This window comes from Gluconacetobacter entanii (assembly GCF_013155425.1).
In the GTDB taxonomy this organism is placed as follows: Bacteria; Pseudomonadota; Alphaproteobacteria; order Acetobacterales; family Acetobacteraceae; genus Novacetimonas; species Novacetimonas entanii.
Genome location: NZ_JABJWD010000023.1, coordinates 1 through 12,765, shown reverse-complemented (window position 1 = coordinate 12,765; position 12,765 = coordinate 1). Strand labels below are relative to the sequence as shown.

Sequence of the window (12,765 nt, the reverse complement as noted above, 5' to 3'; positions counted from 1 at the left end):
CCTCCGTTTTTATTGCGGATGGCCACATGATGGGTCATGCGACCACATGGAAGAATGTCCCAGAACAAACCATTGCCAGAAATAATAAAAGTTCTTGGTGAAGCTTCTGATCGAAAAAGCTTCGAAAGACGCCGCCTTTTTGAAAAAAGGCGGCACCCAAAAACTTCTTTTACTTTCCCTGTCAGGCCGATCCCCGAAACACTCCCCCGATAAACCGCTGTGAACGAACCTTTGGCCCGGCGGGGGCGCTAGACGCTTTCGGCGACCCAGTTCTTGCGCTTGGTCGCCTGCCCGATGCCGGGATTGAAACAGTTGCACGGGTCAAGCTGCTGGTAATGCGCGCGCACGTCATCGGGTGCTGCATACAGGTGCCCGAAATTATGCTCCGCCGGGTAACGCGCGCCGCGACGGTCCAGCAGCGGCAGCATGCGATGTTCAAGGTCCATGCAGTCGTTGCCTTTGCGCACCACATAGTCCTGATGCATCACGTGGCACAGGAAATGCCCGTAATACAGCTTCACGATGATCTCGCGGTTGATGTCGTCGGGCAGCACCTCGAACCATTCGCGGTCATTGCGGCGCAGGGCGACGTCAAGGGCGACGATGTCCTCCGTCGTGCGGGGATGGACCGCACGGTACCGCACGGCCGCCCCCGCGGCGGCGAAGCGGTGCAGGAACGCCTTTGCCCCCTCGTCCGGGGTGCATTCAAAGAATTCGCCCTCGTTCTTCGCGAAATGGCTGGTCAGGAAGTCGCGGGCCTCCTGCGCGCCCGACGCACTGACCTTGAGCATCAGGTGATGGGCGAAGCGGTCGCGGTAATCGCGCATGCGACGCGGCAGGTGGTTGGGGAAGAAGTGGCTCAGGAACTGCATGAACCGGTCGGTAAAGTGCGACGGCATGAAGCCCATGCGGTCGAACAGGCGATCGAACTTCGCCTTCAACGCAAACAGCGCGGGCAGGCGGCGCGTGCCCAGCATGCGGATGATGACGAAGGTGTCCTTGCCATACTTCTCCGCGATGTTGAACGCATCGCGATGCAGGTATTCCCCCGCGATCGGCAGTTCCGCGAACGAGCCGAGCACATGGCGGCGCAGATCCTCGAGCACGTCGGTCTGGTTCGTGCCGATATAGAAGACGACGGGGTTCTTTTCCGCCTCGAACGTGTCAAGGCGCACGGCGAACAGGCCCAGATGCCCGGCACAGCCCGACCCTTCGTGCAGGCGGCGCAGGTCGGCGTTGTAGCGCGCGGGCGTGTCGGCGTCGATGTCGCGCACATGGCGGGCGTAATCGTCATCATGGCCGCGCCCGGCGTTCCAGTTGATGCTGGCGTCGGGGAATTCGCCCCGTTCGGCCCTGCTCAGGATCTCCTCCGCATCGGTGCCGAGGTCGATGCCGAGGTGATTGACCAGGTGCAGTTCGCCCGCCGCATCGACCTGCGCATACAGCGCCATGTCGGTATAGGCCGGGCCACGGCGCACCAGCGCGCCGCCGGAATTGTTGCTGACACCGCCAAAGACGGAGGCACCGATGCACGACGAACCGATGACCGAATGCGGCTCCCGCCCCAGCGGCTGGAGCATGCCCTCAAGCTGGTCCAGCGTCGCGCCCGGCAGGCAGACGACCTGCTTTCCCCCACCGATCAGGTGGATGGTGCGCATGCGCATGCTGTTGATGATGACGACATCGCGGTCATATTTGTCACCATCCGGGGTCGATCCCCCCGTCAGGCCGGTATTGGCGGCCTGCATGATGACGATCACATCGGCCTTTACACAGGCCTGCAGCACGCGCCACTGCTCCACAAGGGAGCCGGGACGCACGACGGCAAGGGCACGCCCCTGCCCGAAGCGGAACCCCCGGCGGAAGGGCAGCGTCGCCCCCGGATCGGTCAGGACATGCCCGTTACCCACGATCGTGCGGAACGTGTCGATCAACTGGCTTGCGGATGTATCATGCGCCATTGTCAGCATTCTTCTTGAAATCTCCCATCCAGTACATGCGCCACGCGCACGGGGCCTGCGACATGCAGGGAACCGTGCGCGGACACAGGCACACGATACAGTGTGCCACGCCCGGCGCATGTCCAGACAGGTATAAAACGCCGGGGCTCCATGTCCATGGAGCCCGGCATCAGGCGGCGGCGGACGTCTCGCCCAGCCGCGCCAGCGGTTCCATCAGCAGGTGGTTGTGCGAATAATCAACCGGGATGGAGATGACGACCGGCCCTTCGGCCTCCATCGCCGTGCGCAGCGCGCCCGCGATTTCATCGGCGCTGCGGATCGCAATCCCCTGCGCGCCGCACGAACGTGCGAACATCGCAAAGTCGATCGGCCCGAAATCGACACCCGACCCGCGGCCGTATTTCTTGCGCTCCTGCATCTCCACCATGTTGTACTGCTGGTCAACCCAGACAAGGTGGACGATGTTGCATTTCAGCCGCACCGCCGTTTCCAGTTCCATGCACGACATCATGAACCCGCCGTCGCCGGACACGGAAATGACCTTCTGCGCCGGGTTGATCAGGCTTGCGGCGATCGCCCACGGCAGGCCGACGCCCATCGTCTGCTGGCCGTTGCTGATCAGCATCTGGCGCGCACGGAACGACAGCAGGTAGCGCGCCAGCCAGATGTGGAACGTCCCCATGTCGAGGCACATCGTCACGTCAGGCGTCACGACCTTTTCCAGTTCGCGCACGATCTGCAGCGGATGGACCGCCGTGTTGCTGGTGCTGCGCGCCTCCAGCAGGTCGCCACGGCGCTTGGCATGGTAGTCGCCAAGGATTTCCTCGAGCGAGGTCGCACGCGCCAGCTTACCCACCTTCGCCGTCAGCGCCGCGACGCTGGCTGCGACATTACCGATCAGTTCAACCGCCGGCACGTAATGGGTGTCGAGTTCGGCGGCCACCACGTCCACATGGACGATACGGCGCGCGTCATCGACGTTCCACAGCCACGGGTCATATTCGATCGGGTTGTAGCCGATGGAGATGACGACATCGGCCTCATGCAGCAACTGGTCGCCCGGCTGGTTGCGGAACAGGCCGACGCGGCCACCGAAACGGTCGGCAAGGTCGTGCGACACCGCACCCGCCGCCTGGTAGGTGCCGATGACCGGGACACCGGTGCGCGCGATCAGGCCACGCACGGCCTTCGCCACGTCGGGACGGCTGGCAAGCAGGCCGAGCAGGATGACCGGGCGCTGCGCCTTTTCAACCAGGGCGGCGGCTTCGGCCACGGCATCGTCCGCGGCGGCGCCCGCATCCGGCAGCGGGCGGCCCGCCAGCACCGGGCCGGAGGCCGGCATCGACAGGATGTCCATCGGCGTGCTGATGAAGGCGGCGCCGGGGCGTCCCTGCTCGGCAAAGCGGAAGGCGTTGGCGACGACTTCGGACACCGCGTTGGGGGACGTGATTTCCGCGCTGTATTTCGTGATCGGCTGGAACAGGGCGACGGTGTCCATGCTCTGGTGCGTCAGCTTCAGCCGGTCCGCAAGCTTCACCGCGCCGCCGATCGCCAGCACCGGGTCGCCTTCGGAATTGGCGGTGGCAAGGCCGGTCACGAAATTCGACGCCCCCGGCCCGGAGGTCGCGATGGCGACGCCCGCCTTGCCCGTGATGCGCCCGATGCCGCCGGCGATGAACGCGGCGTTCTGTTCATGGCGGGTGACAACCGTCTCGATCGGGGAGTCGACCAGCGCGTCAAACAGGCGGTCAACCTTTGCCCCGGGGATGCCGAAAACATGCGTCACGCCATGTTCGACCAGGTTGCGCACAATCATTTCGGCCCCGCACTGCGTGGCGGCCGATCCTGCCTTGTCTGTCATATGACCGTTATTCCTGTAACGGGTGCGCCCGACCTGTATGTGGCAGGGCGCAATTTGCGGATAATACAGTAAAGGGCGGGGCGATACCCCGCCTTAACCGCCTTCTGCCACGCGAATGGCCTCGTGGATGTTTTCCGGCGTCAGGTTTGCCTTGGCGAACTGTTCGGTACGCGGAAGCTGGATTTCCACGTCGGAGATGATCCCGACCTCAAGCCGCCCCTGCTTCACGCGGTAATCGGTCACATGGCCGCCACGCTTGCCGTCCTCGGTCAGGAAGTGCAGGTGATAGCCCGCGACATTGACGCCCTGCATATAGGGCGGCGTGCGGAAGCCGAGCATCGTGCCCGAAGACGCGCCAAGCTGCATCGTCGGCTGGCGGCTGACGACCTCGAGCATCGGCGGGTAGGGATGGCACTGGCAGAAGACGGTGCGCGTCTCCACCTTTTCGAACAGGCCGGTAAAGCGCACGGCGGCGAACAGGTTGGGATTGTCCACCAGGCGGTTGACGATCTCCTCGAACCCGTCCTTGTCGCACGGCGTGTCGATCACGTATTCCTTTTCCGGCTGGAAGAAGGTCACGCAGGCGAACGGCGTCTTGAGCGAACCGGGCACGCGCCCGGCCTGCCCGTCGGCGCGGAACTGGTGGACGACGCTGTCATTGACGATCATCTCGCCATCGAGCGCGTTGAACGTGCCGAGGCCGAAATTGCCATGCACCAGAAGTTCGTCGAGCGTGGTTTCCCCGTCATAGACCGCGTCAAGCAGCGCCGCCATGGTGGACGTCTGGTACAGCCGGTTGCGACGGGGGCCAAGATCGGCGCCGCCACCAAGCGCGCCAGACCGGGAATCGATCTCACCGACCGATTGGCATCTGAATTTCAAACCATGTCTCCCGCATCAGATCACGGCGGCCGCCTGCGGGTCGGGCGCCGGATAAATCCTTGTGTGCGCAGATGGTGATGCAGCCCGACCCAATCGTCCAATATATATTTATGCCATTTTCCATATATCAAACATATGGCACATCGCCCGCCCCCTCCTGCCCCCGCCGGGCATGATCGACGCAGCGGACATGAAAAAACCATGTAAAATAGAAATATTCGCAATGCCCGCACGCCCGCGAATACAGGGGGCGCAAATATTCGCACCGGGCACCCCATGCGCGCCATGGCGGGGCCGACATGCCGCCTTGCCCGATGGCCGCGCGCCCGCCATTGTTGGGGGCATAACCATGTTGAAAACTGGATACCCGATGACGAAGCCACTCCGTATCGCCGCCTCCGCCCTCATGCTTTCCGGGCTGCTGGGAACGGGCGCGCAGGCCCTTGCCGCCCCGGCCCCCGCCGCCGCGCCGCAGGCAGAACAGGCCGCCCATCCCACGACCGACTTCCTCGGCCCCTGGTCCTCGCTGGGTCTTGAGCCGGTGACGATCACGGCGGGCAAGGCGTCAGGCGGCACCACACCGCTGAACATGAAGCTGCCCGCGCCGCTAGAAAAGCTGACGGGCCTTGTCGGGCGCACCTTCGTGCTGCGGCAGGTCGATGGCACGACGCTGCATTCCGTCAATGACGACCCGGACATCACCTTCACCCTGACCTCGCAGAACAGCGCGGACCTCAAGATGAAGGGCAAGAAGCCGGGACAGGTCATGAACCTGCCGCTCAGCAGGGCGGACTGACCCACGTTTTTTCAGGCAAGGGGCGTCACCAGAACGTCCCGATATGAAAAACCCCGGCCGTGCGGTGCATGGCCGGGGTTTTTCATGCGGTCGTATCCGCGTCAGTCGGGCATCATGCCCAGCAGGCCACGAAGCTTGCTGCGCAGTTCGTTTTCGCGCGGGACGCTCAGCGCCTCACGCAGGCGCAGCATCTGCCGGCGCGACGCATAAAGCTGATCGAGCAGCGACAGCACGATGGGCACCCCTTCCTCGTTCACACCAAGGTCGTGGCGCAGTTCACGGATCAGGATGGCGCGGGCCTCGTCGATTTCACGGAACAGGTAATGGCCCGGCGTGCCCTCGGGGCGCAGCCATTCGCTGTCGATCCAGTGCTGGATCTCGTCCGCGGGAACGCCACCCACCCTGACGCACAGGGTTTCAAAGGTAATCATGACGCGCCGTCCCCCTTCTTGCCGTCCTTCTCCCCTCCGGGGGTCCATGACTTCAGGAAGTCCTCGAACGCCTTGTCGGTCTTGCCGATCGTGACCTGCAGCTTCACGTACAGGTTGCCGGCCTCCTGCCCGCCATGCGCCTTCACGCCGCGACCACGCAGGCGCAGCACGCTGCCGGTGTCGGAATGCGGTGGCACGTTCATCTTGACCGGGCCTGCGGGCGTCGGGACCGTGATGCTGCCACCAAGGACGGCGGTCTTCACGTCGATCGGCAGGGTGGAGCGCACGTCATTGCCATCACGTGTGTAAACCGGGTCGGGCGCCACCGAAATGGTAATCAGCGCATCGCCCGCCGGGCCACCCTGGAAACCTTCGTCGCCCTTGCCGCGCAGGCGCAGGACCTGCCCGTCCTCGATTCCCGGCGGGATCTTCACGTCAAGCGTCGCCCCACCGGGCAGGGTCACGCGCGATGTGCCGCCATTGACGGAATCAAGGAAGCTGACGGTCAGGGCGTACTGGCGGTCCTCCCCCTTCATCGGCCCCTGCGGACGGCGGCGGAAGCCGCCGCGCTGCCCGAACATGCCGCCGAAGATGTCGCCGAGGTCATCCTCGGAGAACTGGCCACCGCCATAGAAATGGCCCTGCCCCCCTTCGGCGTGGCTGCGATAGCCACCACCGCCGGGGAAGCCGCGCTCCTGCCCCTCGGCATCGATTTCGCCACGGTCGAAGCGCGCGCGCTGCTCCTCGTCGGACAGCAGCGCATGCGCCGCCCCCACCGCCTTGAAACTCTCTTCCGCCGCCTTGTCGCCGGGGTTGAGGTCGGGATGGTGCTTCTTGGCCAGCTTGCGGTAGGCCTTGCGGATTTCGTCCTGGCTGGCGGTGCGTGCCACGCCAAGTACCTCGTATGGATCTTTACTCACGGTTGGGTGTCATTCCTCCGGGTCGGGCCGAACATGTTGCGGTGTGGGCCGCGCGGCAGGCCGACCCCGTCCTGCCTGCCTGACGGTCATTCATACCATGATAATGGGAAGCCCATGCGCCCCGGTCAATGAAGGGCGCGGGCAAAAGCGCATGCCCGTGGTGCAGAATACTGTCGGGTGCATATCAGGTAGATGAAAATAACATCTCAGGCCGCCGGGAAAATAAATCTTTTGTTGTTTTACTTCGCGACGGTATTATTTTATTGTATCAATAAAAATACCAATACAGAAGATATCCCCCTGACATGCATGTTGTCTTCCTCACGCTGGCATTACTGACCGTCAGTGGAATCAGCAGCCTGATTTCACGCATCGGCCGCATTCCCGTTCCGCTTCCACTGATCCAGATCGCGATCGGGGCCATCGCGTCACTTGCGGGGCTGAAGATCGGGTTCGACCCGGACATGTTCCTGCTGCTGTTCATCCCGCCGCTGCTGTATGCGGATGCCTATCGCATGCCGATGCGTGAATTCGGGGAACTGCGCAATGTCATCATCATGCTGGCCCTCGGGCTTGTGGTGTTCACGACGCTGGGGTGCGGGTATTTCATCCACTGGATGATCCCGCCCATCACCCTGCCCGCCGCCTTTGCGCTGGCGGCCGTGATGTCGCCCACCGATGCGGTATCGGTCGGCAGCATGATCGAGGGCGGGCGCGCCCCTGCCCGCGTGGTGCATATCCTGCATGGGGAGGCGCTGCTCAACGACGCATCGGGACTGGTGTGCTTCAAGTTCGCGGTGGCGGCGGCGATGACGGGCATCTTCTCCTTCCAGCAGGCGCTGGGCAGTTTCATGTTCATGTCGGCGGGCGGCATCATCATGGGGGTGCTGATCGCGTGGGCGGCGTGCCGGGCGGAACATGTGCTGCTGGTGCGTGGCTATGACGACCCGCCGACGCACATCACGCTGGCGATGATGCTGCCGTTCGCGATCTACCTGATTGCGGACGCGGCGGACTGTTCGGGCATCCTTGCCGCCGTGGCGGGGGGCATGACGGTGAAGTTCACCGGCGTGATGAACGAGGCGCGGACCGAAACCCGCCTGAAGGCCACGACCGTATGGGACATGGTCAACTTCACCTTCAACGCGGTGATCTTCCTGTTGCTGGGACTGCAACTGCCCGACCTCGTGACCGAGGGCGCGCGCATCGCACGCCAGGGGGGCGTGTCGCCGTGGTTCCTGATCCTGGCCATCATCGCGATCCAGTTGTCCATGAGCACGATGCGCTTCATCTGGATCTGGATCTCCATTTCCGCGCGGCGCCTGTTTGCGCATGTGCGCCACCGCCAGACGGTCATCCCGTCGGCGCGCACGGTGCTGATCATGACGGTGGCGGGCACGCGCGGGGCGATCACGCTGGCGGCGATCCTGTCGCTGCCGATCGCGACCGCGACCTCGCCCGGCTTTCCGGGGCGCGACCTGCTGGTGACGCTGGCGGCGGGGGTCATCATCTGCTCGCTCGTGCTCGCCAGTGCGACGATGCCGGCGCTGATGGCGGGCATGCAGATGGACGAGGACGATCCCTCCTTACGCGAACTCGATGCCATGCGCATCGAACTGGCGCAGACGGCGGTGCAGACGCTGCATGCCGAACAGGCGGCGCTGGCGCATCACGAAATCGACCACGACACGGACGAGGAAGCGGTGGACCTGAAGCAGGAGGCGATTTCACGCCTGCTGCATGAATATCAGGACACGCTGAAGCGGCTGGACAATTCCGCGGCATCGCAGAGCGGCATCCGTGCGACGGCCATCCGCGAAAAACGCGCGGAACTGGCCCTGCGCTTCCATGTCATCCGCCACATGCGCGAACGCCTGCACCTGCGCGTGATGCAGCGCCGCATCAATGACGAGACGGAGGCCACCATCAACCAGGAGCTTGATTTCATCGAGCAGGAACTCCAGATCGAGGCACACTCCCTGCCGCGGCAGGCGGGTGAGCATGCGGAAGCCGCCGCGCACTGACCCCGTGTCGGCGGCCGGCCGGATGCGCCGAGACCCAGAAGGAGACCACAGGATGACGAACGCCCGGCACCAGCCCCCGTTATTCCCGCCCGCGCGCATGCTGGCCGCCGCCATGGCGGTGATGCTTGCGGCCGCGGCACCGCTCTCGGTCACGGCGCAGGCGCGCGACCACAGCTTCCATATCCCGCACCGTCCCCACGCGCCTTCGCCCTATGGCAATGTCACGGGCTACGAACCCGTGCAGGACAAGAAAAGCCCCGAATATATCAAGACCGCGCAGGTGTGCGAAACGACGTCGGCCATGGGGATGTACGCCACCACCACGGCCAAGCAGATGTCGATGAACCGCACCGACCACCGGCGTTTTTATGCGCAATGCATGGTCTCGCACGGGGCATGGCGTTCGCTGGCGCTCTCGGCGGGCGGCGACATGGGCGGCGACGACAGCATCAGGTAACGAGGGAAAGTTTTTGCAAAAGCCTTTCCCAAAAAAGGCTCAGGGGACGCCGCCCGGCACGGAACAGGGCGACGTCCGAAAAACCTTCCGCAAAACCGTCTCCGGGCCTTACCGCCCCGGAGGCGCCATGAATTCCGGCCCCACCGGGTCACGCACCGTACGCACCAGGATCGCGTCGATATCCTTGCGGTCCTGTTCCGTCAGGCTCCAGCCCAGCGCGTCACGCACACCCGCGATCTGCTCCGGCTTGCGCGCGCCCCACAGCGCGATGGTCGGCCCCTGGTCCAGCACCCAGCGGATCGCCAGCGCCAGCAGCGACTTGCCATAGCGTTCACGCGCGAAATCACGCAGCGCATCCACCGCCGCCAGATACTGCGCAAAGCGGGGAGGCTGGAATTTCGGGTCGCTGCCACGCAGGTCGTCGCTGCCGAACTTCGTCTCCGGCGTCATGCGGCCCGACAGCAGTCCCCGGCACAGCGGGCCATAGGCCAGCACCGCAAGCCGGTTCCTGATGGCATAGGGCAGGATATCGCGCTCGATCTCACGCTCGAACAGGTTATAGGGCGGCTGGATGGCCGACAGGGGGGCGAATTTCCGGAATTCCTCAATCTGCGGGATGCTGAAATTGCTGACGCCGAGTGCAAGCACCTTGCCCTGCGTCACCAGTTTTTCCAGCGCACGCGCCGTCTCCTCCATGGGCACGGCGGTATCGGGCCAGTGGACCTGGTACAGATCGATATGGTCCGTGCGCAGGCGACGCAGCGAATCCTCGATTTCCTTGTTGATGCGCGCGGCGGAGGTATTGCGGAACGGCTTGTGGTCGGCATGCCAGTCAAGGCCGACCTTGGTCGCGATCGCCACCTTGTCGCGGCGCCCACCGGACAGGGCCTCGCCCACCACTTCCTCCGAATGGCCGAAGCCATAGACGGGGGCCGTGTCGATCAGGTCGATCCCGACCTCCAGCGCCTCGTGAATCGTGGCGATGGCCTGACGGTCATCGGGACCGCCCCACATCCATCCGCCAATCGCCCATGTGCCCAGCGCAATGCGCGCCACCGGCCGCTTCAGGCCGGGAATGGCGAGGGTATCCGCCGTTGTCGCGACACCGTTTGCTTCGCCTGTCATGCAGTGCTCCTTCGTGCAATGGGCGGGACGCAGCCACCCGGCACGGGCACGGCCGCGATGATGCGGCGTCCCATGGCGGCGGGTGGCCGGGCGCGCCCCGCGCTGATCCCTTGCGGACGTTCTGGCCGCACCTCCCGCCCCGGGCAAGGGGGGCCGGATGTCGCCAGACAGTCCATGTGTTACAGAGTTGGGCCTTTTGGACATGATCGCAAGGCGGGGACTTTTGACATCCGGCGGGTGGCCTGCCCCCTTTTCGCATCGGGCACCGCGCCGTATGCAGGAAGGAGAACGGGCGACGCCGCCGCGCCGTACCCGATGGAGGAGAAACCCCGCGTGCCGCGCAAGATTGCCTTTCTGCTGCCCCTCATGGCCCTTGGGGCCTGTGCCCATACCCCCCACCAGCATCCCGCGCGCACACCGGTCGCGCAATACCCCAACGGGGCGGGGCCGCTGGCGGTCGATACACATGTGCCCGATTTCGCCACACGAAATTTTGAACCCTTCACACGGCAGAACACCATCGCCATCGCCCTGCGTGAATGGCGGATGTTCGGCCAACCCGTCAGCGATGACGATCCCGAACAGCGCCCCGAACCCACCATCGCCGCGGTCAAGCCTGAACGCACCGCCGGGATGTGGCAGCGCGTGGGCGAATACTGGTGGATCGGCCAGGACCCCGGCGAGAAGGAAAGCGCATGGACCGGCAAGCATGACGAAAACGGGCAGGTCACGGATTTCGTCCATGACGGCACCTATGCCTGGTCGGCGGCGTTCATTTCCTATGTGATGCGCGTGGCCGGGGCGAATGACCGCTTTGCCTACTCCCCCAACCACGCCACCTATATCAACGCTGCCGCCGCCCATACGGAAAAAGGCGTGCGGGCGCGCAATCCCGACAGCTATGCCCCGCGCCTTGGCGACCTGATCTGTGTCGGGCGCGGGGCCAGCAAGACGGTGCGTTTCGCCAACCTGCCCACGGCCAACCCCTTCCCCGCGCATTGTGGACTCGTGGTGGCGATGGATGACAACGCCCCGCCCTTTGGCCACCAGATCAGCATCATCGGCGGCAACGTGGATGATGCCGTCTCCATGACCCATGTGCCGGTGGACCGGCATGGGCGCCTGTCCAGCCATCGCGGCGGCAGCGTCGATCCGCGTTATCCGTGGTGCGTCGTGCTGCAGGTCCTCTATGACGCGGACGGCGCGCCGTCGAACGCGCCATAATCCGCGCTGCGACGCCTGTGCGCGGGCCGTCGCAACGTGGCGGGATCGGGGTGGAAGGTACGCACCGGCACCGCCGGCAGCACCCAGCACTGGCTGGCGGCAGCATCGAATTCGAGACGCAGCATGACTTCACGCCCGCGCGCCTGTGTCCCTGTCCGCCACAGCGCGCATGGCAGCGACAGCGTTTCCCGTGTCCATCGCCACGCCGTCCCCTCCGCCCCATCCGTGCCATCAGGGTGGAGCGGCGCATGGAAGGCCGGGGCGATGCGCGGGTCGGCGGGATCGACCTCCGCCATGCGCATCCCGTCGCCCAGGCTGATCCGCCGCACGGCAAGGCCCAGCGCGCGCCGGTCGTCGCAGGCGGCCCAGTCCGCCGGGACAAAGGTGCGTGACACCACGCGCACATGCCGCGCGGTGGCGGGAAAGATGAAACACGCCACGCCGTCCTTCACATCACCGCGCAACCGGCGGCCATCGACCATCGCATGCACGTCCATGCAGGTGCTGACACGCCAGCCCATGTCCTGCGCCCGCCCCGCCAGTCCCGCGCGCCGCGCCGCGACCAGCGGGCCACGCGTCAGGATCCGCGGCAGGCCGCCCGGGCGCGCCTGCGCCATGCCCACGCCCACCGGCAGGCCATTGGCCAGCACGACGGCCGCGCGGTCCAGCACGATCCCCCAGCATTCCATCACACCGCCGGGGACGGTGGCGATCGTCGCGCCATTGGTCAGTTCCCGCGCGGGGACCAGCACCTCGTCATGCACGGACTGCCCCATGGCCATGTCCGGCAGGACCTGCAGGTCACGCGCGGGCCGTCCCTGCGCACAGGCATGGGCGGCGACATGGACAAGGTAGGCATCCCTGCGCCCGACGGTGGGCGGATGCGCCGCGATCAGGCCGATCCAGCAGATGCGCCGCATCTCGCCCGAGGCCGCCAGCACACAGTCGCCCGGCCCCAGGTTTTCCACCGCGACATCCCCCGAGGGCGTGCGCAGCATCGTGCCGGGAATGAAACCGGTCGCCAGTTCGTCCATGCGCGTCATGGTGTCCCGCCGCATGACGGGCGGCACGGGCGGGACGGGCG

Annotated in this window: 11 protein-coding genes; 4 read left to right on the top strand and 7 right to left on the bottom strand. The window is 65.2% G+C overall.

Features of this window, described 5'->3' with window-relative positions:
* Positions 1-248: 248 nt before the first annotated feature.
* The 3 genes from dld to budA all read right to left on the bottom strand — a co-directional run bounded on the left by dld (position 249) and on the right by budA (position 4,704).
* Positions 249-1,970 (bottom strand): D-lactate dehydrogenase, encoded by a 1,722-nt coding sequence (dld, locus tag HNH97_RS05235; RefSeq protein ID WP_171790131.1) that lies wholly within the window; start codon positions 1,968-1,970, stop codon positions 249-251.
* 160 nt (positions 1,971-2,130) lie between these two features.
* Complete coding sequence (alsS, locus tag HNH97_RS05230) at positions 2,131-3,822, bottom strand: acetolactate synthase AlsS (protein ID WP_171790130.1); 1,692 nt, start codon at positions 3,820-3,822, stop codon at positions 2,131-2,133.
* A 93-nt stretch (positions 3,823-3,915) separates the two neighbouring features.
* Positions 3,916-4,704 carry an acetolactate decarboxylase gene (gene budA / locus HNH97_RS05225; RefSeq protein ID WP_110914243.1) on the bottom strand — a complete coding sequence of 263 codons (789 nt, stop codon included), beginning with the start codon at positions 4,702-4,704 and terminating at the stop codon, positions 3,916-3,918.
* Positions 4,705-5,074: 370 nt separating this feature from the next.
* Here budA and HNH97_RS05220 point away from each other — a divergent pair, with 370 nt between their 5' ends.
* The gene (locus tag HNH97_RS05220) at positions 5,075-5,500 is read left to right on the top strand and encodes a hypothetical protein (protein WP_110914244.1); all 426 of its coding nucleotides are present in this window, start codon (positions 5,075-5,077) and stop codon (positions 5,498-5,500) included.
* 101 nt (positions 5,501-5,601) lie between these two features.
* Here HNH97_RS05220 and HNH97_RS05215 read toward each other — a convergent pair whose 3' ends face one another.
* A complete protein-coding gene (locus HNH97_RS05215) occupies positions 5,602-5,931 on the bottom strand; it encodes a chaperone modulator CbpM (protein WP_110914245.1) in 330 nt (109 codons plus the stop codon).
* A complete protein-coding gene (locus HNH97_RS05210) occupies positions 5,928-6,851 on the bottom strand; it encodes a DnaJ C-terminal domain-containing protein (RefSeq protein WP_110914246.1) in 924 nt (307 codons plus the stop codon). The genes HNH97_RS05215 and HNH97_RS05210 overlap by 4 nt, the downstream gene beginning before the upstream one ends.
* A 305-nt stretch (positions 6,852-7,156) precedes the next feature.
* Here HNH97_RS05210 and HNH97_RS05205 point away from each other — a divergent pair, with 305 nt between their 5' ends.
* On the top strand, positions 7,157-8,875 hold the full coding sequence (locus HNH97_RS05205; RefSeq protein ID WP_171790129.1) for a Na+/H+ antiporter: 1,719 nt from the start codon (positions 7,157-7,159) through the stop codon (positions 8,873-8,875).
* Positions 8,876-8,927: 52 nt separating this feature from the next.
* Complete coding sequence (locus tag HNH97_RS05200) at positions 8,928-9,332, top strand: hypothetical protein (RefSeq protein WP_146220727.1); 405 nt, start codon at positions 8,928-8,930, stop codon at positions 9,330-9,332.
* Between the two features lie 108 nt (positions 9,333-9,440).
* Here the strand turns inward: HNH97_RS05200 and HNH97_RS05195 are convergent, their stop codons facing one another.
* Positions 9,441-10,457, bottom strand: coding sequence for an aldo/keto reductase (locus HNH97_RS05195; RefSeq protein ID WP_110914260.1), 1,017 nt, complete (start codon positions 10,455-10,457; stop codon positions 9,441-9,443).
* A 315-nt stretch (positions 10,458-10,772) separates the two neighbouring features.
* Between HNH97_RS05195 and HNH97_RS05190 the strand changes: the two genes are divergently transcribed.
* The gene (locus tag HNH97_RS05190) at positions 10,773-11,681 is read left to right on the top strand and encodes a DUF2272 domain-containing protein (RefSeq protein ID WP_171790128.1); all 909 of its coding nucleotides are present in this window, start codon (positions 10,773-10,775) and stop codon (positions 11,679-11,681) included.
* Here the strand turns inward: HNH97_RS05190 and HNH97_RS05185 are convergent.
* A partial coding sequence (locus tag HNH97_RS05185) for a Hint domain-containing protein (RefSeq protein ID WP_171790127.1) occupies positions 11,645-12,765 on the bottom strand: 1,121 nt, incomplete at its 5' end. The genes HNH97_RS05190 and HNH97_RS05185 overlap by 37 nt on opposite strands.